Genomic DNA, 26,110 nt, shown 5'->3' with positions numbered 1-26,110 from the left:
GGCCTCCTCCGGCAAGAAACAACGCCACCGTCTCAACCGCGGCGGCGACCGACAGGCCAACTGCGCCTTGCACACCATCGTCCTGTCTCGCCTGCGCTGGGACCAACGCACCCGCGACTATGTCGAACGCCGCACCACCGCCGGCAAAACCCGACGCGAGGCCATCCGATGCCTCAAGCGCTACATCGCCCGAGAGATCTACAAGCTCATCACCGACCCCCGATCCGCCAAAGCCCCAACGCCGGCTTGACATCCATAGGGGCATCAGTCCCGCCCCCACCTCACCTGGCCGCCGCGGGGGAATTGGGGGTTCAGCAGCAACCGAACGGCCAGTCACGTTAAGGAGCCCGGTCGGCGTCTCTTGCCGTGACTGGCCGTTCCGATGCGGGTGGGGCGTCGCCTTCGGCGGGGATCTCGTAACGGTTCGGTCGCTGTGTGTGGGTTACTGGTGGGTCGGTCCTACTTTGCGGCGTATGCGCGTGGAGTTCTTGACCGATGATGAGGCGGCTGCGTCCCGACCTTCCCGACTTCGTCGGCTCGGCTTAGTTCACCTAGAGATCGAGCATCCGCGTCAGGGCCTGCTCCCACCAGTCCAGGGTCTCGGCCGGCGCGGCGTCCGCCAGGCCGGCGCTACGGCGGAACTCGGTGCCCACGATGGGGTCCAGGGCAACACCTTGGTGCAGTGCGGCGACGGTGAGCTGGACGCGCCGTCGATCGGGTGTCCGGCCACGTGCGCGGATCCGCTCGCTCAGCGCGTCGACCACCGGTGACAGCATCCCGCTGCCCGCGTCGCGCCACCCAGACTGGTGCAGGGCAAGGGCCAGCTCGGCGTACCCGTCGGCGTAGACCTCGGCGAGCGAGGCCGCCAGCTGCTCGACGTCACCGCCGCTGGCCTGCGCCAGGCGCTTTCTAAGGCGCGCCCCGCCGTGCCGGAGCAGCGCCACCAGCAACTGGTCACGAGTGCCGAAGTGGTGGTTGATCGCCGCATCGGTGATACCGACCTCCGCGGCCACGGCCCGTACCTGGACTGCTGCCACTCCGCCTGCGATCAGCAACCGCTCGGCCGCCTCCAAGATGAGCCGCCTGGCTTCCTGTGGTTCTCGCCGCACACGTCCTGCCATGACAGCCAACCCTACCTTGACCCTCCAAGGCTCAAAGGTTTACCTTACCTTGGACACTCAAGGTATAGGAGAATGCGATGCCCAGCTCCGAACAGACCACGACGCTCAACCCCGAGCAGATCTTGCCCGCGCTCCCCGGCGCCCCCGCGCCAGCCGGGCTCAAGCCACTATTTCGCGGCGTGTGGCGGCTGGCGCCGACGCTCATGCTGCCCGGCACGCCGTTGGGGACCCGGGTCATCGTCGAGTTCACCGACGGGCTCATCCAAGGCCGGGGCGTGACCGCCCGCCTCAAGGGCGCCGGGGCGGACTGGTTCACCGTCGACCGGGAAGGCCTGGGGACGCTGGACTGGCGCGGCCGGGTCGTCACCGACGACGGTGACGACATCTACGTGTACGGCAGCGGCCGCCTGGACACCACCAACCGCGACATCCTCATGAACTACGGCGCGTGCCTGTTCGAGACCAGTGCCGACCACCTGCGGTGGCTCAACAAGCTCCAGGGGGTCTACCGCGGCCAGACCATCCGGCAGGCCGCCACGGGCGCCATCTACCACGACGAATTCTTCGAACTGGTCTAGGAGTGTGTCCGATCGATCTTGATCTATCGGTTCGGTGGCTCTTGGTCGGCGACGCGGCGATCGGAACGGCCAGTCACGGCAAGACGAGCCCGCCGGGCTCCTTAACGTGACTGGCCGTTTGGGTTGCTGCTCAAGCCCCGAATTGGCGACAGTCGGATACGCGAGCTCACCAGTCCTGGACCCGCAGCACCTCGCTGAAGACAGCTGCCGGGTCCGCAACGGCTGAGGCATTCAGACAGTTCCAATATCCGACTCCACCGTTAGTCGGGGAAAAGCGCCGCCGCCAAGCGGTCGACAAGGTCGCGACCATGCAGTTCGACCGGCACGGCAACCGTATCTGGCGCCAGGCCAAGGCGCTGCTGGACTCCGAACGGATTCGCCAGGGCATCGCCGAGGTCGCGGTCCCGTTCGGCCGCTGCACCGAACCCAGCAACATCGCCGCCGGCGGCGGCCACTGCCCGATCCGGTTCCGTTGCGTGGGCTGCGACCACTTCAGCACCGACGTGTCGTACCTCCCGGACCTGGAGGCTTACCTCGCCGATCTGATCCGCAACCGCGAACGCATCGCCGCCATGGCCACCGCGGACGAGTGGGCCAAACGCGAGTCCATGCCCTCTGAGGAGGAGATCAGCAAGGTCCGCCGCCTTATCCACCGGGTCAAGAACAACCTCGCCGATCTCACCGACGCCGAACGCCAGCACCTGGAGGAGGCCACCAAACTCGTCCGCCGAAGCCGCCAGGTGCTGCTCGGCATGCCCCACATCCGCCAGCCACTCCCCGACGTCCGCCCGGAGCGCACCGCATGACCCCAACCAACAGCACCCCCACTGCCGCGGCGAACAAGACACTGGTCGATGGCCGCCGGGCCGACACCGCCCGCCGCCGCCAACGCGTCGTCAAGGCCATCAACGACGCGATCGCTGCGGGTGAGGTTGTCAGCGTGTCGTCGATCGCCCGCAAAGCCGGAGTCGACCGGTCGTTCTTCTACCGAAGCCAGCACAAGGACCTGCTCGCCCAGATCCACACGGCCGGAGCCGAACCACCCATCAGGGCGGGCGTCGGGCCGACGGTGACTCGCGCCTCGCTGAAAGCCGACCTAGCCAACTGCCAAGAACGCTGCGCCCGTCTGACGGCACGAGTCCAGCAGCTGGAGAAGCGGCTATCACGCGCGCTCGGCGAACAGACCTGGCGCGACTCGGGCCTGGGCGCACCCGACGACATCGAGAACCTTAAGCAGAAGATCACCAACCTCGAGGAAGACAAAGCCGCTCTCACGCTTCAGCTGGACGAACGGACACAGGACCTGGAGGCCGCCCGCGCCACCAACCGCGAACTCATGGCACGACTCAATCGGAGCACACCCTGATCGAGCACCCTCACCTCGTCCTCCCCACGCACGTGGGGTGTGGTTCTACGGGTGCGTCGTGGCCCCACTTTGGAGCGGTCGGTGGCCCCACCGTGCTGCTGGGAATGTCGGTCCGCCACCAACTCCAACGCGCGCTGGCTGTTCCCCGGCCGCCGGGCCGGACAGCCGCTCAACAACGGCACCATGCTGCAACAGCTCCGCGACCACGGCTTTCCCGCCCAGGCGGCACGAACCGCCGCACTACGCCAGCTCGCACTCCAAGCACCGGCACCCGTCATCGCCCAGCCGCTCGGCTTCCACGACCAGACCACCGCCCGCATCGCCGCCGAGGCAGGCAGAACATGGGTCCACTACCCCCCCGGCGACCACTCACCGTGACCGCCAACCCCTCAGCACCCACGAATACGCAAACTTCGGTTACGCGAGCTCACCAGAACGTCCCCGTCGCCCGCCACGTGGCTTCCCGCGACCCGGCCCGCAGTAGAACGCCAAGACCATGAACACGGCGAGCCGACTCTCCGCAGCTCAGAGAGGTCCGTCGAGGCTTCGCCCGTACCTGAGAGCATCTCTTTTAGGGGCGGAGCCCGACCCAGAGCCGGTCGAGGACCTCGCGCAGGAGCGGGCCGATCTCGACGGGCGGATCGGCGCGGAGCCAGTGGTCCATGGCGACCGTGGTGGCCGCTCCGGTCGCGGCGGCGACGAGGTTCGGATAGACGTCACGGGTCACGTCGGTGCGGGTGCGCTCGGCGATCGTTTTCGCGAGCTCGTGCTGGATGAGCATTCCCGCCCGGAGGAACTCGCCCTGCACATCCGGTTCGGTGAGCATGAGCCGGATACCGTCGACCCACTGCCGACTGCATGGGTATCCGTCGTTCGTGTCGGGCTCCGACAGGAAACGTGCCTGCACGGCGCCGACGACGGCCTCGGACAGGGGTTCGTCGGCCGGGCGGGCGCGCAGGTCGTCCGCGACGCGCAGCATGCGGTCGAGGTGCCGGGCGACGAACGCCTCGGCCTTGCTGGAGAAGTAGTTGCGGAAGGTACGTACGGACACGTTCGCCTCGGCGGCGATGTCCTCCACCGTCACGGCGTCCCACCCGCGTTCGACGCTCAGGCGGATCGTCGCCCAGCTCAGCGCGGCGCGGGTCTGCTGCTTCTTGCGCTCCCGCAGCCCCATGCGAGCTCCCTCAACGGACATTCGATCACGGTAGCGGGGATCGTCTTCGAGACCCGCCTGACCCCCGCTAACCACTGACAGCCTGACAACCAAGATCAGCCGTTAGGCTGAGGCTCCCTCATGTGCCCAGGGCATTGATCAGAGCAGCGGCAAACTCGGCGGGGTGAGGCCAGTAGCCGAGGTGGTCGCCGGGGAAGTCGATCACCTGTTGGTCCCAGCGGTCCGCCAGCGTGACGGCTGGACGGTAGGGGAAGTGGTCATGTGAGTCGTGGCCGCCCGCGAGAGTGATGCGAGTGTGCTGCGCGTCGAGTGCGGCCAGGTCCGGGCGGTGGCTGGGAGCGTTCGGCACTTCCTGGGTCAGAATGGTGTGGAAGTTCTTGGACATGCGGCCGATCAGCTCCAGGTCGGGTTCGGCCGGCCGTTGAGCCGTATCCACCCCGATGCCGGTCATGAACTGTCGCATAGCCGCGTCCGCGCCCTGGCTCTGGTGGGTCGCGACGACATCGTGGAAGAAGGTCCTCCACTGCGAAGCGTCTGGCAGTAGCTCGGCCAGCGGCGGTTCGTGGGCGACGAGCTTGATGACCTTCTGTGGGTGCCGGCTGATGAGGGCGAGCCCGATGATGGCTCCCGCGCTACTGCCGAATACGTAGGCTGGCGCTGCGGTGGCGTCGAGCAGGAGGCGTGCGTCTTCAGTGTGCGTCTCGATCCACCCTGCCTGCCATTCCTCCTGGGCAGGGCTGCGAGAGAATCCCCGGCGGTCGTAGCTGAGGACGGTGTAGTGGCTGGCGAGCAGATCCGCCATGCCGTCGAAGAAGCCGGCGTCGCCGTTGCTTCCTGGGATCAACAGCAGTGTGGGCCCTGAACCGCGTACCTCGTAGTACAGGCGCGCGCCGGGCACGTCCAGTATGTGGCTCTCGCGGGCAGCCATGATCTTGCTCCTTTACATACAGCAGATAAGATGCGGAGTGCATCTAACGTAGCGATCTTCGATAAGATACGCAATGCATCTAAGGGGTGTGGGATGAGTCGACGCCGCGGAGAACGGCTGGAGCAGGCCATCCTCGACGTCGCCTGGGATCTGCTGACCCGGGTTGGGTACGCCAGGCTGACCATGGAGGCGGTAGCCGCAGAAGCGGGAACCAGCCGTCCAGTGATCCACCGCCGCTGGCCCACTCGCGCCAGTCTGGCCCTGGCGGCCCTAGAGCATGCGGCACCGGCCGAGACCGAGGCGCCAGACACCGGCACCCTGCGCACCGACCTGCTGGCCCTGATGGGGCAGGTCGCCCACCGGCTGGGCACCGTACACGGCGAGGTCTTGGCCGGCATAGTGGCCGAGACCGCCCGCGACCCGGACGCTACACACGCTCTACGCACCCGGATGGCCACGACCGCTCAGGGGCACGTGGTCGCGACCATCGTCCAGCGCGCCGTCGATCGTGGCGAAATCCCCACCATCCGGCTACCCGAGCGAGTGGCCAAGCTCCCGTTCGACCTGATCCGCAACGAGGTGGTGCTGTACGGCAACCCACCTGGCCAGGAGGTCATCGCCGAGATCGTCCACTCCATCATCCTTCCCTCGATACTCCAAGCCTCGGCTACTGAAACGGGTGCCGCATAGCGGTGCGGTACAGCCTGCCCCTGTCTGACGCCCCGGAGCTCACAAGGGCTTCTTGCGCCACACATGTTGCGCCCACTAGCGTGATCAATGAGCCGTGCTGAGCTGCGAAGACGACGGGATGCGTCTGCCTCGGAGGTGTTGGACCCCCAGAGAATGCCAGCAGCAGACGCGGCACGATGTCCTTCGCAGCCGTCCCCGGTGCGACGGCGTTCCCGGACATGAGAAGCAGGCCGCCGATGACGGCCAGCACGACGAAGCAGGTGTCGGCGATCGTCTCGCTGGCCGTCCAGAGGGCACTGGCGCGTGCCATCGGCGGACTGTCGAGCTCCGGAGTGGTCAGGAGCGTCCTGCCGAAGAGATCCATGACCGGCGGGATCGCCATCATGGCCAGCCCCGTGAACCAGGTGTCGATCGCCGAGCCCAGCTGGCATTTGAGGTTCCAGGGTGCGCATCCCGAATGTGAGGGCGGGGGAGTCACGACCGGTGTCGGCGTCGAGCCGTTCCCCGCACAGCGCGGCACCGGTTCACCTGGGGTGCTCTGAGCCGTCCGGCAGGGATGCGAGGTCCCTGCCTGGCGGCTTGGCCGTGTGGACGTGTGCGGGCGCGGATGCGGCGAGGACGAAGCCGTGGTCGGATGGGGACTCGGTGATGGCTGAGCATGCGCGACGCCGCCGGCTGTGGTGAGCGCGGCCAGGGCGACGAGGAGCGCGCAGACCCATCGGGCGCGGAGTGAGTGCCGTCCTCGCATCTCACGCCCCGACGATCCGCTTGAGGATCTCCACGAGTCCCGGCGCCAGTGCGGCGATGCCGTACCCGATCGCGGCGTACTTCAGCGTCTCCTTCGCCTTGTTGACCTCTCCCGGGTCGCCTGCGGCGAGCAGGTAGCGGAGCCCGCCGATCGTCAGGCACAACGTGGCCAGCGCCACCAGTAGGCCGATCAGCCAGGACCGGAGGTTGTTGATCACGGTCTCCAGATCGGCGGGCGCGGCCACGATGCCCTTCCCCACGGCGTAGACGGCCGCCGCGGTGAGGGTGACGGCCGCGCCTGCCGCGGCGGCTATGACGACGGCGCGTGCGAGGTTCCTGAACAAAGCCATCCCTGCTGCCCTCCTTCCATGGGCATTGCGCCTGCTGGTTCTTCGTGATTCCCGCGATGACAGCGCCGAATGAGGGCGAGAAACGGGCCGTGTCCTTTCTTGTGCGGATTGGCTGGTGGCGAAGCGGCCGGTGGCCTTTTTCTCGCGGCTTGGGTGCTGTCCTTCAGCGGGCGTTCACTACGAACTGCGAGTTCGATGCTGGGATTTTTCGAAGATCACGACTCGTTGTCGTTTTCTTTGATCCATGAGGCCAGTCGCGTCTCGGCGCTCCTGCGGCGGCACCATGCGGTCGTGACGGCCATTCCGAGCTTTTTCGCGACTGTGGTCAGCGGCAGGTCTTCGAGACGCGTAGCGCCGATCAGTTCGGCTTCACGGCGGTCGATGACGGCGGCGCGGACCGCCTTGGCGAGGACCATGTCGGGGTGTCCGCACCGCGTGACCGGAGCGATCGACTCGGGCAGGGCGTCCAGGTCGACGGTCCGCGCCGAGTAGCTGACGGTGCCGTACCGCATCCGGCGGACCTGGTTGTAGGCGACCGCACGCAACCCTCCGCAGACGTTGTGCCTACCGATGTCGGCGGACCTGAGGGCCTCGTAGAAAGCCGTGACCAGTTCGGCGTCCAGATCCCCTGAGTCGCCGGCGTAGCCGCGGGTGAGCCGGGCGGCAGCGGTACGCAGGCCGGGCAGGGCGATGCCGATCGCGATGGTGGGCCATGGCTCGCCGTGCTCGCGCGACAACCGGACGAGTTCCCGCCAGACCGCGTCGCGGCCGTCGGCCTCGAGCAGCGGCAGGATCTCGACCAGCTCCCGCACGTTCACCCGACGGCGCGGTACGCCGTGACCGATGCGCCGGCCGTCGACAGTCGGCGCATTGATTCGCGAGCAGATCTGGCCGAACGCCTGAGCGGCCCGATCCAGCGGCGTCGGCCGGTTGGTACTGGAACAGATGGTTCCGTTGCTTGCAGACATGCTGGGCTCCTCCCGCTCCGGTGAATTCCGGAGCGAGCCCATATACACACGGCTGCTTCGCTAGGCAATCGTTCGACTTTCGTCCGGGCTTCGATTCACTGTCGTCTAACTCTGATCAGAGCCCGAACGATGCGTAGACGAAGATCAAGCGAATGCCGGCTATCGAAAACTCAAGAGGTCTGATTGCAGTTCGTAGGTGACGCGGCCGATGGTCGGGTCGAAGAAACCTATGGCAATATCATCGGCTAGATATGAACGCGAACAAGGCCCGGAAAGCGCAACCGTCGCGGAGAATCCGCCGTCAAGAGGAACCGCGTAATCCGCACGCCCGAGGGGCACCGGTCATGCCCGCCGGCCTGCTGGGCACCCTGCTGAGGTGCGCCGCTGAAGAGGTGAACTACCTGCCCCTCCGGGCTGTTCAGCGGCGGACCGGTGCGCTCACGTCCCGCTACCGGCTGGGCAAGGCGCACGCCGCGCGCAGCGACGCGGCCTCGATCGCGTGATCGACGCTCTCGTGCACCGGATCGAACACCCGGACACCGGTGAGCGTGATGACTCCGGCCGGGCCGGCCCCACACCGCCAGATGCACCGCGCTGCCGGCGGCGCGGGTCCGGCGGCGGACCGGTGCTTACCGCGACCAGCGTGCCCGATGTCACCAGCGAGACCACCCCCAACTGTCGCGGCACTGAAACGCCAGATAGACGACGAACCTCCTCATCAGATGCGCGTTCGGTAGCGATTCAATCGCTCTATGTGAGGGGATGGTTGATCGCAAACCTGAACTGAGAGGAAGGGCCGTGACCCCACTGTTCAACCCGGACCGGCTGCTCAGTACCGACTCCGCCGGACCGGTCGCGCGGCGGCTGCCGCCCGTACAGTTTGCCCGGCTGGCCACCGCCGTGTGCGAAGCCGCCGACGCCGAGCGCCTCGTGAAGACCGAGAACGGCCGGACCATGCCGTACCCGATGCTGCCGAGCCTCGTGCAGCTCACCGGCGACGCGGAGCGGCACCTCGCCCGACACGTGCCGCTGGTCGTGTCCGCGTGGCGGAAGGTGCTGCTCGCGCACCGCACGGACGCGCGGGTGCGAAACTTCCTCGCCGTGCCCGCTGTGCTCCGCGAGTGGGTGGACGCCGCGCCGATCGGGGAGTACCGCGTGGACTTCTGCCGCTTTGATCTCGTCGGCGGCGACGTGGAGACTGCGCGGGTGGTGGAGTTCAACGCGAACTGCCCCGGTGGCGTGCTCTTCACCAGCGCATACGCGGCGCTGTGGCGGGACGTGCCGCCGGTACGGGACGTGCTGGAGGAGTGGGGCGCGGCCCGCACCCCGCTCGACGACCGCCACTGGTTCCCGGAGTTCCTGCGCACCGCCGTCGGGCCGGAGTGTGCCGACGGGCCGTTCGGCATCTTCCACAAGACTGGCGGCAACGTTCTCGAACTGGACAGGATGACCGACCTGCTCGCCGAGACTGGACACAGCGCCGTCTGCGTCGACCCGGGCTTGGAGGACTGGCTCGCCCGCGACCTGCGCGCGGGCTACCTCAAATACGGCGTGCAGCCGGTGCTGGCCGATATCGCCCGCTGGTCCGCGTTCCTCGACCGTGTCTCGTCGGGCAAGCTGCGGATCGCCAACCCGCTGGCGGGCCGCTGGATCGGCGACAACAAGCTGTGCCTCGCGCTGCTGTCCGACCCGCGCTTCGCCGGAATGTTCACGGGCGACGAGCGGGAGGCGATCGAGCGGCTGATCCCGTACAGCCGGAAGGTCGGCGACGGCGTCGAGCCCGCCGAACTGCTCGCCGACCGCGCCGGGTGGGTCGTGAAGGGCCCTTATGACACGCGCGGCAACAGCGTCTACGTGGGCTCCGAGCAGGACGAGGATCGGTGGCGGGCTGTCGTGCGCCGGGCCGCCGGGGACGGCTGGCTGGCGCAGCGCGCGGTGCCGGCGTACCGACGGTACTGGCAGGGCACGCCGTGCTACCAGGACCTGTCGATCGTGCTGCTACACGGCGCGTGGGCCGGCTACACGTCCCGGATCAGCGAAGCCCTGCGCGTCAACGTCGCGCAGGGCGGCGGGCGGCAGGTCGTCCTTGGCCACCGCGACACCGACTGGGGCGGCCGATGAGCGACTGCCGATCGCGTGACGCGCGACCGCCTCCGGCGCGAACGAGAGGACGCATCATCCGTGGCGCGGCTGCGCCGGGTCATGGGGGGAACGCACGTGACCAAGACACAGGCGAAGCGCCAGACGCTGTGGTGGCATCGGGACTTCCTCCTGCTGTGGAGCGGCCAGACAGTCAGCGACATCGGCTCGGCGGTCACGGTCTTGGCGTTGCCGCTGATTGCGGTATCCCTGCTTGGCGCATCGACGTTCGAGGTCGGCGCGCTGTCGGCGTCGGGTACGGTGGCGTACCTGCTCGTGGCCCTGCCCGCGGGCGCGCTCGTGGACCGGACCGTCAAACACCACCTGATGATCTGGAGCAACGCGGGCCGCGCGGTAGTGCTCGCCGGGGTGCCCCTCGCGGCGACCCTCAGCCATCTGAGCATGGCACAGCTCTACGTGACCGCGCTGGTCGCGGGCATGCTGACGGCTGTATTCGAGATCGCCTACCAAAGCTACCTACCGACCCTGATACGGCGAGACCAGCTCGTCGAGGGCAACGGCAAGATCGGCATCACGAACTCGCTATCAGAGGTCATCGGCCCGAGCCTCGCGGGCGGCCTAGCGTCGCTGCTCAGCTCCGCGGCGTATGCGGTGACAGCCGACTGTCTTTCGTTCGTGATCAGTATCGTGTCACTGTTGCTGATCCGCACCCCGGAACCCCCGCCGCGTGCCAACGGGTCGCGCAAGACGATCGGCAAGCAGATCGCGGAGGGCGTGCGCTACGTGGCGCGACACACCGTCCTGCGCCGCGTCGTCGCCTGCGCCACCATGTCCAGCCTGTTCAACATGACGCTGATGACCGTACTGGTGGTGTTCCTCGTACGCACGCTGCACGCATCCGCCGGGACCACCGGCCTCCTGCTCGGCCTCGGCAGCGCCGGCGGTGTCGTCGGTGCCTTCACCGTCGGGCCACTTTCGCGGCTGATCGGCTCCGCGAGGATGTTCTGGGCGGGCAAGCTGTTCCTCGGCGGCTTCGCGCTGCTGATCCCGTTGGCCGGACCCGGCTGGGGCGTGGTACTTGTGTCGGTCGGGCTGTGCGCGACGACCGCCAGCGTCGTGATGTTCAACGTCTCCCAGGTCAGCTACCGGCAGGCCGTGTGCCCTCCGGAACTGCTCGGGCGCATGAACGCCACCATGCGCTGGGCGATCCGGGGCGCCAAGCCGATCGGCGGCCTGCTCGGCGGCGTACTCGGTGATTGGATCGGCCTGCGAGAGACGCTGTTCATGGCAGCGCTTGGCTCGTGGCTGGCGGTGCTGTTCATTGTGCTCTCCCCGATCCGCTACCTACGCGACATCCCGCTGCACGAGGCGTACGCGGAGAAGGCGCCGGAACCCGCGGCACTTGCCACCGAACTCCGTGCGAAGCGCTGATCCGGCCGCTGGCCAGGACGTGGCGTCGGTCCCCATTGACAATGAATACTAACTCGATATCCGTGCGTTTTGCGGCGAACCATGACTGAGGAGTACTACGTCAACCTTCAAGGGCATCGACGTGTACCCGACCAAAGCCACCGCGCCGAGCGCTACACCCTCCATCTGCGAAGAACCGCATTGACGCGAGAGTAGATCTGCCCGAACGCCTGAGCGGCCCGATCCAGCGGCGTCGGCCGGTCAGTGAAGCAGACGGTTCCGTTCCTGGCAGACATGCTGGGCTCCTGCCGCTCCGGCGAATTTCGGAGCGAGCCCATATGCACACGCCTGCTTCGCTAGGCAATCGTTCGACTTTCGTCCGGGCTTCGATTCGCTGTCGCCGAGTGCTGATCGGGGTATAGACGACGCGCAGACGAAGATCAAACGAATGCCGACCATCGAAAACTCGAGAGGCTGGACCGCAGTTCGTAGGTGAAGCGGTCGGTGGCCGGGCCGAACCAAGCCCATGGCCATATCACCGGCTAGATCTGCACCCGAACAACACCCGGAAAAACGCACAACCGTCACCGAGATCCCGCCGCCAAGAAAAACGACACGACCCGAACGCCTGCGGATCGGGTCGATGTGCACCGGCTACGGTGGCCTGGACCTCGCCGCGCAGGCTGTCTACGGCGGAGAGCTGCGATGGTGCGCTGATAACGACGCGCACGCGACCGCACTGCTGCATCGGCGCTTCCCCCGCGTGCCGAACGTCGGCGACGTGACCGCCGTCGACTGGAGCCAGGTCCCGGCCGTCGACATCGTCACGGCCGGCTTCCCGTGCCAGGACATCAGCTTCGTCGGCCACGGCGCCGGTATACGGGAGGGAACTCGTAGTGGACTCTGGCTCACCATCGTCGACGCCCTTCGCGTACTACGACCCGGTCTCGTGCTGCTGGAGAACGTGGCCGCCCTCCGCACACGCGGACTCACCACGGTTCTCGGGGGCCTTTCCGCCCTCGGGTACGACACGGCATGGACGTGCCTTCGAGCATCGGACGTCGGCGCGCCCCACCGCCGCGACCGGATGTTCATCGCTGCTGCCCACCCCGCAGTCCCGGGAGTCGCGTGGTCGAACCTGCCCACGGCGCCGCAGGAAAGGGCGGCATCAGGTCAACCTGTGCGACGTGGTGTGCGCCGACCTGCTGCCGACCCCGACGGCGTCCAACGCCAACGATGGCGAACGGGTGGAGTCGTGGCTGGAACGGGCCGCGAGGCAGCAGCCGTCCCGGGCGATGCCCCTGAGCGTGGCCGTACGGCTGCTGCCGACTCCGCGAGCCGGCGATGGCTCCAAGGGCAGCCCGAACCAGCGCGGCTCCAAGGGGGACCTGACGCTCCCGTCGGCGGCGTTGAGGATCCCGACGACCCGGAGACCGGAGTCGAGTGGGGACCGTACGCGCCGGCGATCCGCCGGTGGGAGGCGATCCTCGGACGCCGAGCGCCACGGCCCACCGAGACCGGAACCCGGGGACAGCCCCGTCTGAGCGCTCGTTTCGTCGAGTGGATGATGGGCCTGCCCGGCGGCTGGGTCACCGACATGCCCCTCACCCGCACCGCCCAGCTGCGCCTGCTCGGCAACGGGGTCGTCCCGTTGCAGGCCGTCGTCGCCTTCCGCGAACTCGACGGCATGCTGCACGCCGGGACGCCCGGACGGGGCACGCCGTGACCAGACGGCACCGAGACGGCATTCACACGGCAACCGGGTGGCGGTCGCAAGGTGATCGTCATGCCGCCGTGCCGCGGACTTGCCGCCGGGCGGCAACCGCTCTTGCCGCCCGGCAACGGCAGGCGGCGACACAGAGGCCCCGGCAGTCGGTCGTACCGACGCGGCAACTCGAGGACGCCGCGACGGCACGGATGCTTACTCCGGTGCTGGCGTGCTGTTGCCGAACGGACGTCGCATCGGCCGCCGACCAGCGGAAGGCCGGAGCGGCCCCGGTAGAACCGCCTTGCCGCCTCGTGCCGTCCTGCCGCGGACGACGCACAGAGGGGGAGCCCGGAGGCGCTGGCGGTATTCGACGGCCACCTTCTCCGACGGCGAGCTGCCGAAGGCTGCCTGCGGGCGGTCGTGCGGCAATGGAGGGACGGCATGACGTCGAAGTCAGGAAAGGGCTGTTCAGGGGCTCCTGAATCAGATTCAGCGGCGTACGGTCGCGAGAGTGAATCCGGCGCGGCACTACGGTCATCCGGCAGACGGGATGCCGGGCATGGAGTCGTTCGTCCTGAGGCGGGAGCAGCGCGATGAGCGCGCCGCAGCTCTATACGCCGGTCGAGGCTGCGGAATTGCTCAAAGTCCCAGAGTCGTGGCTGCGGAAGAAGGCTGCCGCTCGGGCGATCCCATGCACCTTTCTGGGCAAGCACCTGCGTTTCAGCGACGACGACCTGGAGGAGATCGTCAGGTCCGGCTCAAGACCGCCGGTCAGGCCGAGCTCTCGTCTCCGGGTGCGCCCGAGCTCCGGAGGCCGAAGCAGCCGGACCGACACGAACTGAAAGAAGGTGAGGCGATGGCGTACGCGCAACGACATGGCAAGGGGTGGAGGGCTCGGTACAAGAAGCCGGACGGGAGTTGGGGCTCCCGGTCGGGCTTCGAGACCAAGGCAGCCGCCGAGGCGTGGGGAGAGGACCAGGAGTCGCTGATCCGGCGGCACCTATGGATCGATCCTCAAGAGTCCGAGACGCCCTTCGGGACCTTCGCGGAGGCGTGGCTGACCGGTTCCCGGCTGGCCATCACGACACAGGCCAAGTACCGGTCCTACCTGGACAACCACGTCCTCCCACAGTGGGAGGACTGGCCGCTCATCCAGATCTTCAACAACCATCTGGAGGTACAGGGCTGGGTCAACGAACTTCACGACGAGCTCGCCGAACCGACGGTGGCGTCGGTCTTCGCGCTGTTCTCCACGATCATGAACGTGGCGGTAAGGGCACGGAAGGTCCCGGCCAGCCCTTGCCAGGGCATCCGCGTTACAACAGGGGAGTACGAGGCCGAGCGGCAGGTGGCGACCCCGGCGCAGTTCCTGCGCGCGGCCGTCCGGCTGCACGACAGCTTCGGCTACGCCGGCTTCGTGCTGACGCTGATGGACGGCTACACCGGAGCCCGCTGGTCGGAACTGGTCGGGCTCCAGCCACACGAGTACGACGAGATCAACAAGGCGATCCGTGTCCAGGAACCGCTCACCGAAGCCGGAGGTGCTCTGGCCAAGGCGAAGCGGACGAAGACGCCCGCCGGGAAACGCTGGGTCCAGCTCCCGCCATTCCTGGCGGAGCTGTACGAGGCGCTCCTGGAGGACTGCATCCACCCCTACGTGTTCGTGGGGGAGAAGGGCGGGAACCTACGGCGCGGCAACTTCAGGCAGCGGTTCTGGCGGCCGGCCTGGGACGGCGACCCGGACAACCCTGATCCGGGCAAGCGGCTCGCGCCGGTGCTCCCGGGCTTCACCTTTCATGAGGGGCGTCACACGCAGCGGACGTGGCTGGCCGAGGACGGGATCCCCGAGGTCGCGCGAGCGGCTCGTCTGGGGCACAAGATGCCTGGTATGGCCAACGTCTACGAGCATGTGACCCCGGAGATGAAGCGCCGTGTGCTGGAAGCGCTCCAGGAGCGTTGGGAGGCGTCCCTCTTGGCCCTTCGCGGCCGGGACCGGGCGCGGCTCCTCGTGCTCCATCCGCAGATGGAAGAACAGATCAATCGACTGACGGCGCGGCGACAGGCCGAGGCGAGTGAGGGCGACAAGATCATCGCCCAAATATCGCCCAGACAAGCCTGAAGCCCCGCCTCTCCAGAAGAGAAGCAGGGCTCCTGACCTGCACCAACACGTGGTGGGCGATACTGGGATTGAACCAGTGACCTCTACCGTGTCAAGGTAGCGCTCTCCCACTGAGCTAATCGCCCTCGCGAAGCAGAGTGTGCTTCAGAGGTGGAGACGGGATTTGAACCCGTGTACACGGCTTTGCAGGCCGTTGCCTCGCCTCTCGGCCACTCCACCGTGAGGCCTTGGGAAGACCTCTCCGAGCGGACGACGGGATTCGAACCCGCGACCCTCACCTTGGCAAGGTGATGCTCTACCAGTCTGAGCCACGTCCGCGTGTCTCGGGGGCGTCCCCCCTCGGCAACGGGGTAAACACTAGCGGATACTCGGCCCCACCCCCAACTCGATTGATCCGGCCCGCGTCGCGGGCCGATCTTTCGACGTTCGTCTAAGCGTGTGCGGCGTACGGTCGAACCATGCGAGCACCGTATGACTCGGACATCGCGCCGGTGGCAGCCCTGCTGGCGGACCGTACGCGCGCGTCGATGCTGACGGCCCTCCTCGACGGGCGTCCGCTCGCCGCGGGAGAGCTGGCCAGGACGGCCGGGGTCAGCGCGGCGACGGCCAGCTCTCATCTGGCCAAGCTGCTGGACGGGGATCTCGTGACCGTCGTGCGGCAGGGGCGGCACCGCTACTACCGCCTGAAGGGCGCGGAGGTGGCCGCCGTGATCGAGGCGATCAGCCGGATCAGCCCGGACGTCGAGGTTCGCAGCCTCCGCCAGTCCCGGCAGGCGCACGCGCTGCAGGAGGCGCGCACCTGTTACGACCACCTGGCGGGCCGCGCCGGCGCCGCGCTGTTCGAGGCGATGCTCAGCCGGGATCTGCTCGAGACCATCGATTCGTCGTTCGACGATCCCGCGGCGTCCGCGTACCAGGTGACGGACAAGGGGGAGCGGCAGTTGTCCTCGATCGGCGTCGACGTCGCCGGGCTGCGCGGGGGACGCCGGAGGTTCGCCGGGCACTGTCTGGACTGGACCGAGCGCCGCCCGCATCTCAACGGAGCGCTCGGCGCGGCGCTCACGGCCCGGATGATCGAGGACGGCTGGTTCGAGCGCGGGTCGGCGCGGCGGGCGCTGCTCGTGACCGAGAAGGGCCGGGGCCGGCTGGCCGACGTCTTCGGCTGCGTCCTCGCCTGAGCGGCCGATTCCGTGGCCGTCCGGCCTTTTCCGCTTCCGATGGAACCGTCAGCCGCGCCGCTGTGTCCGATATGCGGCACGTTGCCGCGTCCAATATCTCTCACTCAGGAGGTTTGAGAGGCTTGGACACATTAAGGTGTCGCGTGCGTCGCAGCGACGTTCCGGCGCGGAGAGGTGACGAGATCGGTGAGCGGGGAGCGTAGGTTCTTCCGTCGTGATCGGCTGACCGGGCTGATCGCGATCGGAGCGGTCGGGGTGTTGTGCGTGGCCGCCGTCGTCTTCGGCGTCGGAATGGCGAGCGCGAAGTACCACCTCGCCGACGTCGGCGGCTGGCTGACGTCATCCAAGAAGGGCGAACTCGTCCACGTCAACGGCCTGTCGGGCAAGGTCGACGGCAAGGTCACCCTGTCCGGTACCGCCGGCCACAAGATGCGGGTGATCCAGCAGAACGGCGTCGTCCTCATCGTGGACGAGACGACCGGCGTGGTCAGCCGCGTCGACCCGGCCCACCTCAACGTCGTCCAGGGCGTCTCCTACCGCGGCGCGGCCGGCATGCAGGTCGTGTCCGGCTCCGGCGCCGCGTACGCGCTCGACCAGGTCAAGGGCAGCGTGCAGCGCCTGGACCCGATGACCCTGGCCACGCAGGGCGACCCGATCAGCCTCACCGGGCCGCTCGGTTCGGCCGCCATCGACGGCAACGCGACGCTCTGGGTGCCGGTGCCCGCCAACGGGCAGGCGGCGTCCGTGCAGAACGGCCGTACGGGACAGCCGATCGGGGTCGGACGGGCCGGCGACGACCTCTCCCTGACGATCGCGGCCGGGTCCGCGGTCGTCACCGACTTCACCACGGCGGAGAGCCTCGTCCTCGGCGACGGCGGCGTACGGGTGAAGATCAAGCTGCCGTCCATCGTCGCCCAGCTCGGCAAGGGCAAGGTGACCGCGCCTCCCACGACCACGGAAGGGCAGCTCGTTCCCCTGCTGGCCGGCAAGTCGCTGATCGTGGTGAACTCGGGCAGCGGCTCGGTGAGCAGCGTCTCGCTCCAGCTGCCGCAGCACCAGCTCACGACCCCGCAGGTGCTCGGACAGCGGGTCTACATCCCGGACCAGACCTCGGGCAGCCTCCTGGTGTACGACTCGGCGACGAACCGGATGGCCCCGCAGGTCCCGGTCACCGGAAAGCCCGGCACGCTGGAGGCGTTCGTCAAGGACGGCCTGCTCTGGGTGAACAACCCCGACAGCCCCAAGGGCGTCGTGGTCGACGGGTCCGGCGCGCACAAGCCGGTGCAGAAGTACACCGGGAAGGTGCCCGGCGGAGCCGAGAACCCGATCCCCAAGGGGACCGACGACGGTCAGGACAACACCGGGCAGGACAACGGGGACCACGGGGACAACGGCAACACGGGACAGGACAACGGCGGGAACGACAACGGGGGGAAGGACAAGGGAGGGCACGGCAGGCTGCCGACGCCCCGGCTCCCGATCCACCCGACGCTTCCGAAGCCGACGATCAAGCTGCCGACCAAGTCGCCGAAACCGTCGTTCACGCCGCCGAAGACGCCGACGGCGCACCCGACGGACACGCCGAAGGTCACGCCGCCGAACAAGCCGACCAACCTGCGGGCGGCGGCGCAGCCGGACGGGAGCATCAAGGTCGACTTCCAGCCCGGTGGCGGCGGGAAGGCGACCGGCTACAAGCTCATCACGCCGAGCGGCCTGACCGCCACGCCCGCCAAGATCGCCGCGGACGGTCCGGACTACACGTTCACCGCGAAGGGCGGAACCTGCGGCACCGAGTACGTGTTCGCGGTCGCGGCGACGTACCAGAACGGCGACCACGAGTCGGACGTCGAGTCGGACCAGTCCGACCCGACCCTGTCCTGCACGCAGCCGGACGCGCCGAGCGGTGTCACGGGCACCGGGACCACGCAGGGCGCGAAGATCAGCTGGCAGGCCCCGCCGAACGCCAAGGGCGTGACCTACAGGCTCCAGGTGAGCGGCCCGAAGAGCTACACCAAGAGCAACTTCTCCGGCACGTCGGTGACGATCCCGAGCATCTGGAAGAACGGCTCGTACAGCATCCGGGTGACCGCCTCCAACGGCGCCGGCGGCAAGACCGCCAGCGTGACCAGGACGCTGACCGGCCCCTCGCACACCTACGGCATCCACAACGGCGGCAACCCGCAGGACATCAGCTACATGTGGTCGCAGGCGAGCTCCGGGAGCGGCATCGTCGAAAAGATCAAGAACGCCAACAGCCAGACGGTCGTAGTGGACTGCCAGAAGATCGGGACTCAGTACAACCACCCGAACGGCAAGGCGGCGTTCAGCGGCAAGCTCTACGACCACCTCAACCACAACGGGCGCATCGGATACATGATCGGCTACCTGCCGAACACGCCGCACTCTCCGTGGCAGGAGCTCGCCGGGCCGACCATCTGGGAATGTGCCGGCTGATGACGGCCGACATGCACCGGGCGTCCGACACGGACGCCCTCGCGGGACGCTTCGCGCAGTTGTTCGGCGCGCTGGCGGGCAACATCGAACGGGTCATCCGCGGCAAGCGGGAGAACGTCGAGCTGGCGCTGCTGTGCCTGCTCAGCGAGGGGCATCTGCTGCTGGAGGACGTGCCGGGGGTCGGCAAGACCACCCTGGCCCGTACGATCGCGGCGAGCGTCGACGCGCGCTGGACGCGGATCCAGTTCACGCCCGACCTGCTGCCGTCCGACGTCACCGGCGTGTCGATCTTCAACCAGTCGAACAACCAGTTCGAGTTCCACCCCGGCCCGATCTTCGCCAACATCGTCGTCGCCGACGAGATCAACCGCGGTTCGCCCAAGACCCAGTCGGCGCTGCTGGAGGTCATGGAGGAGCGGCGCGTCACCGTGGACGGGCAGCCGAATCCGGTGCCCCGCCCGTTCATGGTGATCGCGACGCAGAACCCGGTCGACATGGACGGCACGTACCCGCTGCCGGAGGCGCAGCTCGACCGGTTCCTCATGAAGATCTCGATGGGGTACCCCGATCACGCCTCGGAGGTCGCCGTGCTGGCCGGCACGCCGACGGGGCCGCTGATCGACCAGCTCTCGAAGGTGGCCGGCCGGGACGACATCAAGAACATGATCGACTTCGCGGGCCGGATCCATGTCGCGCCGCCGCTGTACGACTACCTCGTGCAGGTCGTCGCGACGACGCGTCAGCACTCCGACATCCGCCTGGGCGCGAGTCCCCGCGCGAGTCTCGCGCTGCTGCGCGCCGTACGCGTGCGGGCCGCGGCCGCCGGCCGGTCGTTCGTCGTCCCCGAGGACGTGAAGTCCCTCGCGGGGCACGTCATCGCGCACCGGCTCATGCTGACGCCGGAGGCGGAGCTGCGCGGCCGTACCGCCCCGGAGCTCGTCGCCGAGTCCCTGTCCCGGGTGCCGGTGCCGCAGTCCACCGGGGCCTGAGGTGCTCACGCCCGTCGGCTGGGGGGTCGCCGTGGCCTCCGCGGTGCTGTACGCCGTCGGCGCCGTCCTCGGCTACCCCGAACCGGTGGCCCTCGCGGTCGGCGGATTCCTCGCCGTCGTGACAGCGGTGCTGTGGACGCTGCCGCAGCCCAGCCTCACCGTCGTACGGGAGGTCACGCCGGACCGGGTGGCGCGCGGCGAGCCGGCCACCGGCGTGCTGCACGTCACCAACACCGGCCGGGTGCGCCGGGCGGGGATGCGGGCGTACGACGCGTGCGGCGGCGGGCGGATCGCCGTCCGGGTGCCCGTGCTGCGCCCGGGAAGGGCCGAGACGATCCGCTACACGCTGCCGACCGACCGGCGCGGGGAGATCCCGGTGGGGCCGCTGCGGCTGGTCCGCGCCGACCCGTTCGGGCTGGCCCGGCGGGTCCGGGAGTACGGCGAACCCCGCACCCTCCTGGTCCGCCCGCACACGGTGGCCCTGGCGCTCCTGCCCTCCGGGCGCAACCACCACCTGGAGGGGCCGACGTCGGACACCGCGCCGGCGGGCACGGTCACGTTCCACGCGCTGCGCGAGTACGTCATGGGCGACGACCTGCGCCACATCCACTGGCGGTCGAGCGCGCGCACCGGCACGCTCATGGTCCGCCAGCTCGTCGACGCGAGCATGCCGCAGACGACGGTCGTCGTGGACACCGACGCCGGCGTCTACGCCGACGCGGACGACTTCGAGCTGGCGGTGGACGCGGCGGCGTCCATCGCGGCCGGCGCGGCGCGCATGAACTTCCCGGTCCGCGTCCTCACCGCGGACGGACCGCTCGTGGAGACCCGCGGCGGCGCCCACGACGTCGAGGAGCTCCTTGACCGGCTGGCCGGCCTGTCCCGTACGGACGGCGCGCACGGCGCGGTCGAGGTCGCCCGGCGCGTACGGGCGGGCGGGGCGCTGGTCCTCCTCACCGGCGGGCGCGGGGAGGTCTCCCGGACCGGGGCGCTGCGCCGGCGGTTCGACCGCGTGGTGTGCGTACGGGTCCGGCCCGAAGCGCCCGGACCGAACCTGCCCGGCGTCACGCTGATCGAGATCTCCGACCTGGCGGAGCTGCGCGCGGCGTGGAAGGGCGCCACGCGATGACGACGACGGCGGCCCCTGCGGAGCGGGGCACCGACGCGCCGCCCGCGCCCCGCCGGATCCTGCGGGTACGGCTGATCACCGCGCTCGTCATCGTCACCGCGCTGGCCGGCGCCGGCGGCGCGGCGTTCCACCGGGTGTTCACGCTCGGCGACCTGGTGCCCGTAGTGACGGTCGCGGCGGTCAGCCCGGTGCTGCTCGTGGCGCTGCTGTCCTGGCCACGGCGCCGGACCTGGCCGCTGTGGATCTCCGTCCTGGTCACCGTGGTGGCCTGGACGCTCGTCGCCGCGCTGACGCTGTTCCACGGCGACTTCACGGTGGTGGGCGGGGCGCTGCGCGACTCCTTGAAGGGCACGCTGACCTCGCTGCTGCCCGCCCCCGGCCGGCCCGAGCTGCTCGTCCTGCCGCACGCGCTCGTCTGGCTCGCGGCGTTCGCGGGGGCCGAGCTGAGCCTGCGCACCAGGATGAAGGCGACACCGGCGCTGCCCGCGGTGGCCGTCTTCTGCGTCGCCCTGCTGCTCGGCGTGCACGGCCCCGGCTCGAATCTCCCCGTCGCCGCCGGGCTCGTCGGGCTCGTCGGCGCCCTCATGATCGTACGGAGCGGCGGGCGGCCGCTGTGGCTGCTCGCCGGCGTCCCGGCCGCGGCCGCCATCGGGCTGCTGGCCGCGACCGTCGGGCCGTACCTGCCGATCAAGAGCGATGCGTACGACCCGCGTACGACGGTCAAGGCCCCGCCGCCGCAGCAGCGGGACAGCATCAGCCCGCTCGACCGGGTGTCGGCCTGGCTGCAGACCCCCGACCAGCAGATGTTCATCGTTCACGCCGACGCGCCCGAGGACTGGCGGATCGCCGTCCTGGACCGTTTCGACGGCGTCACTTGGACCTCCGGCGCGCGCTTCGTCCCGGCCGGCAACCGCATCCCCGACGGCGTCACCGTCGGCCGTACGAGGGTCGTCCAGCGCTTCACCATCCAGGACCTGCCCGGCGTGTGGGTGCCGGCCGCCGACCGGCCCCGGACCATCGAGGGGCTGGCGGTGGCGGCCGACCCCGGCAGCGGCGTACTCGCCACGGCGGAGCCGCTGCACTCCGGCCAGGCGTACACGGTCACCTCGATGGTGCCCGACTACGATCCCGGCCGGCTCGCGGCCGCCCAACCCGCGCGGGACGCCGAGGCCCAGGCCGCCACCGCCCTCCCGGAGACCCCGGGGACCACCGCGAAGACCGCCGAGGTCCCCCCGTTCCGCCGGCTCGCCCAGCAGGTCACCAAGGACCAGGACACGGCGTTCGGGCGCGCCGCGAAGCTCGCGGACTACCTCCGTCGCGTGGCCAAGTACGACGTGTCCGGCCTGCCCGGCCACACGTACGCGCAGTTGCGCTACTTCCTGGGCAGTTCCAAGCGCGGCACCTCGGAGCAGTTCGCCACGGCCTACGCCGTCATGGCGCGCTCGCTGGGACTGCCGACACGGATCGTCGTCGGCTTCCGGCCGGGCGTCGGCGGCAACGGCGCCTGGCAGGTCCGCTCCGGCGACGTGCTGGTCTGGCCCGAGGTCGACTTCGCCGGGCTCGGGTGGGTGCCGTTCTTCCCCACCCCCGAACAGGCCGGCGCCTCGGGCAAGTCGGCCTCGGTACCGGCGGGGGAGACGCAGCAGAAGCTGGAGGCGGCCCAGAAGAGCGCGGCGGCGGCCCGCAAGAAGAACACCGGATCCGGTCAGAAGGGCCCGTCGAAGCCCAAGACCCCGACCCGGCGGCCGCACAAGACGTCATCGACGCCGCCGTGGCTGTACGGCCTGGCCGCGGTCCCGGCCCTGCCCGCGGTCTACCTCCTCGGCGTGCTGATCGTTCCCGTCCTGCGGCGGCGGCGCAGGCGCGGCGGCGCCACACCGGCCGAACGGATCACCGGGGCCTGGGCGCAGACCCGCGAAGAGCTGGGCGCGGTCGGCCTGCCCGCCGAGACCGCCCTGACCGCCCATGAGGTGGCCGGTTTCGGCGCCCAGCGGATCTCCGGGGCCGAGTCGCACCTGCGCCCCCTCGCCGACCTCGTCAACCGGTCGCAGTACGCCGCGACACCGCCCGGACCGGACACGGCCGAGGCCGCGTGGCGGCACACCGACGAGATCAGCCGGCTCGTCCGGCGGACCGTAGGCCCGCTGCGACGCCTGATCCGCCGCCTGCACCCCGGTTCCCTGCGCCTGCGCTGATCACCGGGGCCGCCGGGCGGTCACTGGGCCGTGGCACCCCGGATGCACTTCGGCTTGGACCACGCGACCGCCGCGGACTGTCCGTCGCTCTGCCCGATGGCGACCAGCGCGCCGACCGCGAAGCAGTACCCTCGCCGGGCGTCCAGACCGGAGAGGTTCACGGTCGTCGAACGCGGCGCCAGCGGCTGCGGGGGCGTCTGCTCTCCCGATCCGTCGGACTGCTGTACCCAGATCGGGTAGTTGTTGTTCTTGGCGATCTTCCAGCGCAGGACCACGATCTGCCCCTTGTCGACCGCGCGCAGGTCCCAGGGGGTCGCGGCGATCATCACCTGTGACGGGACCGCCACCGGAGTGGGCGAAGCGGAGGTCCGCGACGCGGTCGGCGTCGGCTTCGTCGTCGGCGAGTCCTTCGTGCCGCCGCCGACCTTCCCGAGCACCAGGAAGCCGCCGATGCCGAGGGCCGCTCCGCCCACCAGGACGGCGAGCACGGTGGCCATGATGGCGGGACCGCCCTTCCGGTCGTTCGCCGGCGTGCCGGCCGGATCGGCGCGCCCGGCGGTCGTCGGCTGCGTCTGCGGCGCGGCCTCAGGGGGACGCGGCGCGGACACCGGCTCCGCACCGAACGGGCGGGACATCGGGTCGTGATCGGGCCAGGCGCTCGGCGTCTGCGGGAGCCCGGGCATCGGCGCGTGCGCGAGCCCGGCGTTCGGCACACCGGGTGGGGCGGAGATCGGGGGGACCGCGGGCGGCGGGACCGGCCGCGGTCCGGACAGGTCCGGATGCTCCGCCGGCAGGTGCGGTGGGGTGTACTGCTGGGCTAGCAGGTCGAAACCGGGGCCGGTGAGCCCCGAGTGGTCCGGCTCCGCGACCTGCGGGGTCGACGTGGGCGCCGGTGTGATCGAGTCGCTGCCCGCCAGCTCCGTCATCGGAAGCCCGAGCTCGATCTGCAGCTCCTGCAGCCGGTGGGCGAACTCCACCGCGCTGGGGTACCGCTCGGCGGGCGTCTTCGCCATCGCCTTGGCGATGACCTCATGGACCTGGAGCGGGACGTCATGGCGCGGGATCGGCGGCGGCGGGTCGTTGAGGATGCGCATCATCAGCGCGCTGATCCCGCTGTTCCCCGCCTTGAACGCCGGGCTGCCCGCCAGCAGCTGGTACAGGCTCGAGGCCAGCGAGTAGACGTCCGCGGTCACTCCCGGCGGCTCGCCGTTCACGACCTCCGGCGCCGCGTGGTGCGGCGTGAACGCGGTGGTGTGCGTGGCCTCCGACGAGCCGGTGAGCCGGGCGATGCCGAAGTCCGCGAGGGCCGGCTCGCCGTACTTGGAGACCAGGATGTTCTGCGGCTTGACGTCGCGGTGCAGCACCCCCGCCTCATGCGTGGCGGCCAGGGCGCCGGCGATCTTCACACCGGCCCGCAGGACGTCCTGCAGCGGGAGCGGCCCCTCGCGTGACAGCCGGTCCCGCAGCGACCCCCGCTGGAAGTAGTCCATCGCGATGAACGGCCGCCCGTCGTTGGTCACGCCGGTGTCCAGCACGGTGACGACGTTCGGATGGCCGGTGAGCCGACCGGTGATCTGGCACTCCCGCTCGAACCGGCGCATCGTGTCGTCGTCGACGGCGTCGACGGACAGCACCTTCAGCGCGACGATGCGGTCCAGGCGCTGCTGCTCGGCGCGGTAGACGACACTGAACCCGCCCTCGCCCACCCGCTCCAGGATGCGGTAGCCGGGCACCTGGTCGATCATTCGGTCTCTTCTTCGTCGGGACGGCTGAGGCTGACGGGATGGATCGTGTCGATGGTAATGCCTGTTTCACGCTGTTCGCTGGGTTCGCGAAGGATGATCCACAACGTCGTTCGACGCCGGAACGGCCCCCGGCGTTCCCGGCCGGCCAGGACCGTTGGTCGGCCGCGGCCCGCCGCGGGTAATCGGCTCGAACCAGGTGCGTGCGGGTCGTAGTGTGGGGTGCGGCCGGGAGTCCAGCCCGGCGGAGCAGGGGAGGACCGGGCCAAAAGCGTCCGGAGTGGAGAGGTGGCTTTCGCAGTGGCCGAGCTCAGCTCCCAGACCGGGAACGTTCCGGTGTGGATCAATGGAGAACTGTACGCCCCGGAGAACGCCCGGGTGTCGGTGTTCGATCACGGCATCCTCGTCGGCGACGGCGTGTTCGAAACGGTGAAGGCCGTACGCGGGGAGGCCTTCGCCCTGACCCGCCATCTGCGGCGGCTCGCCGTCTCCGCGGCCGGCCTGGGTCTGCTCGAGCCGGACCTGGACGCCATCCGCCGGGGCACGCTGGCCGTCCTCGCCGCCGCGCCGTCATGGGACCTCGCCCGGATCCGGATCACCTTTACCAGCGGTGTGGGCCCGCTCGGCTCCGACCGCGGCGCCGAGGGCGCCACGGCGATCGTCGCCGTCGCCGAGCAGACGCCGTTCCCGCCCACCGCCGACGTCTCCGTCGTGCCGTGGCCGCGCAACGAGCGCGGCGCCCTCTCCGGCCTCAAGACCACGTCGTACGGCGACAACGCCAAGGCCCTCGCCTACGCCCACGAGCACGGCGGGGCAGAGGCGATCTTCGGCAACCTCGCCGGCAACCTCTGCGAGGGCACCGGCTCCAACGTCTTCATCGTCCGCGACGGGCGCCTGACCACGCCTCCGCTGTCCTCCGGCTGCCTCGCGGGCATCACCCGGGCGCTCGTGCTCGAGTGGGCCGGCGGCGAGGAGGAGGACCTGCCGCTGGAGGAGTTCGCCACCGCCGACGAGGCGTTCCTCACGTCCACGACCCGCGACATCCAGCCGATTCGCGCCGTCGACGGCAAAGTCTTCCCCACGGCACCCGGCCCGGTCACCCGCAAGGCGATGGAGGTCTTCGCCGAGCGCGGCGCCGCCGACCTCGACCCGTGACAGGCGTAC

At 69.5% G+C, this 26,110-nt stretch carries 25 protein-coding genes and 3 tRNA genes; 19 read left to right on the top strand and 9 right to left on the bottom strand.

Annotation, left to right across the window (positions count from 1 at the left end):
* Window positions 1-250, top strand: a 250-nt coding sequence (locus ABD978_RS35255; protein ID WP_345364382.1) for a transposase, incomplete at its 5' end; no start/stop codon positions are given.
* Between the two features lie 301 nt (window positions 251-551).
* Here ABD978_RS35255 and ABD978_RS35250 read toward each other — a convergent pair.
* A complete protein-coding gene (locus tag ABD978_RS35250; protein ID WP_345364380.1) occupies window positions 552-1,121 on the bottom strand; it encodes a TetR/AcrR family transcriptional regulator in 570 nt (189 codons plus the stop codon).
* Between the two features lie 77 nt (window positions 1,122-1,198).
* Here ABD978_RS35250 and ABD978_RS35245 point away from each other — a divergent pair, with 77 nt between their 5' ends.
* The 4 genes from ABD978_RS35245 to ABD978_RS35230 all read left to right on the top strand — a co-directional run bounded on the left by ABD978_RS35245 (window position 1,199) and on the right by ABD978_RS35230 (window position 3,443).
* Entirely contained in the window at window positions 1,199-1,699 is a 501-nt protein-coding gene (locus ABD978_RS35245; RefSeq protein WP_345364378.1) for a DUF3237 family protein, read from the top strand.
* Between the two features lie 308 nt (window positions 1,700-2,007).
* Window positions 2,008-2,505, top strand: coding sequence for a hypothetical protein (locus tag ABD978_RS35240; protein ID WP_345364376.1), 498 nt, complete (start codon window positions 2,008-2,010; stop codon window positions 2,503-2,505).
* Window positions 2,502-3,065 carry a DUF6262 family protein gene (locus ABD978_RS35235; RefSeq protein ID WP_345364374.1) on the top strand — a complete coding sequence of 188 codons (564 nt, stop codon included), beginning with the start codon at window positions 2,502-2,504 and terminating at the stop codon, window positions 3,063-3,065. Before ABD978_RS35240 ends, ABD978_RS35235 begins: the two co-directional genes overlap by 4 nt.
* Before the next feature lie 81 nt (window positions 3,066-3,146).
* Entirely contained in the window at window positions 3,147-3,443 is a 297-nt protein-coding gene (locus tag ABD978_RS35230) for a hypothetical protein (protein WP_345364372.1), read from the top strand.
* Between the two features lie 193 nt (window positions 3,444-3,636).
* On the opposite strand, the gene ABD978_RS35225 is transcribed toward ABD978_RS35230, so the two are convergent.
* A complete protein-coding gene (locus tag ABD978_RS35225) occupies window positions 3,637-4,260 on the bottom strand; it encodes a TetR/AcrR family transcriptional regulator (RefSeq protein ID WP_345364370.1) in 624 nt (207 codons plus the stop codon).
* A 97-nt stretch (window positions 4,261-4,357) separates the two neighbouring features.
* Window positions 4,358-5,167 carry an alpha/beta fold hydrolase gene (locus ABD978_RS35220; protein WP_345364368.1) on the bottom strand — a complete coding sequence of 270 codons (810 nt, stop codon included), beginning with the start codon at window positions 5,165-5,167 and terminating at the stop codon, window positions 4,358-4,360.
* Between the two features lie 93 nt (window positions 5,168-5,260).
* On the opposite strand from ABD978_RS35220, the gene ABD978_RS35215 reads away from it, so the two are divergent.
* A complete protein-coding gene (locus tag ABD978_RS35215; protein ID WP_345364366.1) occupies window positions 5,261-5,857 on the top strand; it encodes a TetR/AcrR family transcriptional regulator in 597 nt (198 codons plus the stop codon).
* A 236-nt stretch (window positions 5,858-6,093) separates the two neighbouring features.
* Window positions 6,094-6,399, top strand: a complete 306-nt coding sequence (locus ABD978_RS35210) for a hypothetical protein (RefSeq protein WP_345364364.1) — start codon at window positions 6,094-6,096, stop codon at window positions 6,397-6,399.
* Window positions 6,400-6,606: 207 nt separating this feature from the next.
* Here ABD978_RS35210 and ABD978_RS35205 read toward each other — a convergent pair whose 3' ends face one another.
* Both ABD978_RS35205 and ABD978_RS35200 read right to left on the bottom strand, forming a co-directional pair.
* On the bottom strand, window positions 6,607-6,954 hold the full coding sequence (locus ABD978_RS35205; protein WP_345364362.1) for a pilin: 348 nt from the start codon (window positions 6,952-6,954) through the stop codon (window positions 6,607-6,609).
* A 215-nt stretch (window positions 6,955-7,169) separates the two neighbouring features.
* Window positions 7,170-7,772 carry a hypothetical protein gene (locus tag ABD978_RS35200; RefSeq protein ID WP_345364360.1) on the bottom strand — a complete coding sequence of 201 codons (603 nt, stop codon included), beginning with the start codon at window positions 7,770-7,772 and terminating at the stop codon, window positions 7,170-7,172.
* A 494-nt stretch (window positions 7,773-8,266) separates the two neighbouring features.
* On the opposite strand from ABD978_RS35200, the gene ABD978_RS35195 reads away from it, so the two are divergent.
* From ABD978_RS35195 to ABD978_RS35170, 6 genes are all read left to right on the top strand, one after another.
* Entirely contained in the window at window positions 8,267-8,425 is a 159-nt protein-coding gene (locus ABD978_RS35195; protein ID WP_345364358.1) for a hypothetical protein, read from the top strand.
* Window positions 8,426-8,720: 295 nt separating this feature from the next.
* Entirely contained in the window at window positions 8,721-10,043 is a 1,323-nt protein-coding gene (locus ABD978_RS35190) for a hypothetical protein (RefSeq protein ID WP_345364356.1), read from the top strand.
* Between the two features lie 96 nt (window positions 10,044-10,139).
* Entirely contained in the window at window positions 10,140-11,453 is a 1,314-nt protein-coding gene (locus ABD978_RS35185; RefSeq protein ID WP_345364354.1) for an MFS transporter, read from the top strand.
* A 622-nt stretch (window positions 11,454-12,075) separates the two neighbouring features.
* Window positions 12,076-13,158 carry a DNA cytosine methyltransferase gene (locus ABD978_RS35180; protein ID WP_345364352.1) on the top strand — a complete coding sequence of 361 codons (1,083 nt, stop codon included), beginning with the start codon at window positions 12,076-12,078 and terminating at the stop codon, window positions 13,156-13,158.
* A 575-nt stretch (window positions 13,159-13,733) separates the two neighbouring features.
* Window positions 13,734-13,982 carry a helix-turn-helix domain-containing protein gene (locus ABD978_RS35175; RefSeq protein ID WP_345364350.1) on the top strand — a complete coding sequence of 83 codons (249 nt, stop codon included), beginning with the start codon at window positions 13,734-13,736 and terminating at the stop codon, window positions 13,980-13,982.
* A gap of 14 nt (window positions 13,983-13,996) precedes the next feature.
* Window positions 13,997-15,259, top strand: a complete 1,263-nt coding sequence (locus ABD978_RS35170) for a tyrosine-type recombinase/integrase (RefSeq protein WP_345364348.1) — start codon at window positions 13,997-13,999, stop codon at window positions 15,257-15,259.
* Window positions 15,260-15,309: 50 nt separating this feature from the next.
* Here the strand turns inward: ABD978_RS35170 and ABD978_RS35165 are convergent.
* The 3 genes from ABD978_RS35165 to ABD978_RS35155 all read right to left on the bottom strand — a co-directional run bounded on the left by ABD978_RS35165 (window position 15,310) and on the right by ABD978_RS35155 (window position 15,577).
* Window positions 15,310-15,384: transfer RNA gene (locus ABD978_RS35165), tRNA-Val, on the bottom strand.
* Between the two features lie 23 nt (window positions 15,385-15,407).
* Window positions 15,408-15,478 (bottom strand) — tRNA-Cys (locus ABD978_RS35160).
* Between the two features lie 25 nt (window positions 15,479-15,503).
* Window positions 15,504-15,577: transfer RNA gene (locus tag ABD978_RS35155), tRNA-Gly, on the bottom strand.
* A 140-nt stretch (window positions 15,578-15,717) separates the two neighbouring features.
* Here ABD978_RS35155 and ABD978_RS35150 point away from each other — a divergent pair.
* The 5 genes from ABD978_RS35150 to ABD978_RS35130 all read left to right on the top strand — a co-directional run bounded on the left by ABD978_RS35150 (window position 15,718) and on the right by ABD978_RS35130 (window position 23,204).
* Entirely contained in the window at window positions 15,718-16,437 is a 720-nt protein-coding gene (locus ABD978_RS35150; RefSeq protein WP_345364346.1) for an ArsR/SmtB family transcription factor, read from the top strand.
* A gap of 186 nt (window positions 16,438-16,623) precedes the next feature.
* Complete coding sequence (locus ABD978_RS35145; protein ID WP_345364344.1) at window positions 16,624-18,891, top strand: fibronectin type III domain-containing protein; 2,268 nt, start codon at window positions 16,624-16,626, stop codon at window positions 18,889-18,891.
* Window positions 18,891-19,880 (top strand): AAA family ATPase, encoded by a 990-nt coding sequence (locus ABD978_RS35140; protein ID WP_345364342.1) that lies wholly within the window; start codon window positions 18,891-18,893, stop codon window positions 19,878-19,880. Before ABD978_RS35145 ends, ABD978_RS35140 begins: the two co-directional genes overlap by 1 nt.
* Window position 19,881: 1 nt before the next feature.
* Window positions 19,882-21,009, top strand: a complete 1,128-nt coding sequence (locus ABD978_RS35135; protein WP_345364339.1) for a DUF58 domain-containing protein — start codon at window positions 19,882-19,884, stop codon at window positions 21,007-21,009.
* Window positions 21,006-23,204: a transglutaminase TgpA family protein gene (locus ABD978_RS35130; protein ID WP_345364336.1), complete on the top strand. Its 2,199-nt coding sequence runs from the start codon at window positions 21,006-21,008 to the stop codon at window positions 23,202-23,204. Before ABD978_RS35135 ends, ABD978_RS35130 begins: the two co-directional genes overlap by 4 nt.
* Window positions 23,205-23,224: 20 nt before the next feature.
* Here the strand turns inward: ABD978_RS35130 and ABD978_RS35125 are convergent, their stop codons facing one another.
* Entirely contained in the window at window positions 23,225-24,949 is a 1,725-nt protein-coding gene (locus tag ABD978_RS35125; RefSeq protein ID WP_345364334.1) for a serine/threonine-protein kinase, read from the bottom strand.
* 285 nt (window positions 24,950-25,234) lie between these two features.
* Here ABD978_RS35125 and ABD978_RS35120 point away from each other — a divergent pair, with 285 nt between their 5' ends.
* On the top strand, window positions 25,235-26,101 hold the full coding sequence (locus ABD978_RS35120; RefSeq protein ID WP_345364332.1) for an aminotransferase class IV: 867 nt from the start codon (window positions 25,235-25,237) through the stop codon (window positions 26,099-26,101).
* Window positions 26,102-26,110: the final 9 nt, after the last annotated feature.

Origin of the sequence: Actinoallomurus liliacearum, from assembly GCF_039542035.1 — a bacterium.
GTDB lineage: Bacteria > Actinomycetota > Actinomycetes > Streptosporangiales > Streptosporangiaceae > Actinoallomurus > Actinoallomurus liliacearum.
This window is presented reverse-complemented; position numbering and strand designations above follow the sequence as displayed.

Coding starts and splice junctions, on each gene's coding strand:
- ABD978_RS35250 (WP_345364380.1), bottom strand. CDS start 1,121: ATGGCAGGACGTGTGCGGCGAGAACCACAGGAAGCCAGGCGGCTCATC.
- ABD978_RS35245 (WP_345364378.1), top strand. CDS start 1,199: ATGCCCAGCTCCGAACAGACCACGACGCTCAACCCCGAGCAGATCTTG.
- ABD978_RS35240 (WP_345364376.1), top strand. CDS start 2,008: ATGCAGTTCGACCGGCACGGCAACCGTATCTGGCGCCAGGCCAAGGCG.
- ABD978_RS35235 (WP_345364374.1), top strand. CDS start 2,502: ATGACCCCAACCAACAGCACCCCCACTGCCGCGGCGAACAAGACACTG.
- ABD978_RS35225 (WP_345364370.1), bottom strand. CDS start 4,260: ATGTCCGTTGAGGGAGCTCGCATGGGGCTGCGGGAGCGCAAGAAGCAG.
- ABD978_RS35220 (WP_345364368.1), bottom strand. CDS start 5,167: ATGGCTGCCCGCGAGAGCCACATACTGGACGTGCCCGGCGCGCGCCTG.
- ABD978_RS35215 (WP_345364366.1), top strand. CDS start 5,261: ATGAGTCGACGCCGCGGAGAACGGCTGGAGCAGGCCATCCTCGACGTC.
- ABD978_RS35210 (WP_345364364.1), top strand. CDS start 6,094: ATGACGGCCAGCACGACGAAGCAGGTGTCGGCGATCGTCTCGCTGGCC.
- ABD978_RS35205 (WP_345364362.1), bottom strand. CDS start 6,954: ATGGCTTTGTTCAGGAACCTCGCACGCGCCGTCGTCATAGCCGCCGCG.
- ABD978_RS35195 (WP_345364358.1), top strand. CDS start 8,267: ATGCCCGCCGGCCTGCTGGGCACCCTGCTGAGGTGCGCCGCTGAAGAG.
- ABD978_RS35180 (WP_345364352.1), top strand. CDS start 12,076: ATGTGCACCGGCTACGGTGGCCTGGACCTCGCCGCGCAGGCTGTCTAC.
- ABD978_RS35175 (WP_345364350.1), top strand. CDS start 13,734: ATGAGCGCGCCGCAGCTCTATACGCCGGTCGAGGCTGCGGAATTGCTC.
- ABD978_RS35170 (WP_345364348.1), top strand. CDS start 13,997: ATGGCGTACGCGCAACGACATGGCAAGGGGTGGAGGGCTCGGTACAAG.
- ABD978_RS35150 (WP_345364346.1), top strand. CDS start 15,718: ATGCGAGCACCGTATGACTCGGACATCGCGCCGGTGGCAGCCCTGCTG.
- ABD978_RS35140 (WP_345364342.1), top strand. CDS start 18,891: ATGACGGCCGACATGCACCGGGCGTCCGACACGGACGCCCTCGCGGGA.
- ABD978_RS35130 (WP_345364336.1), top strand. CDS start 21,006: ATGACGACGACGGCGGCCCCTGCGGAGCGGGGCACCGACGCGCCGCCC.
- ABD978_RS35125 (WP_345364334.1), bottom strand. CDS start 24,949: ATGATCGACCAGGTGCCCGGCTACCGCATCCTGGAGCGGGTGGGCGAG.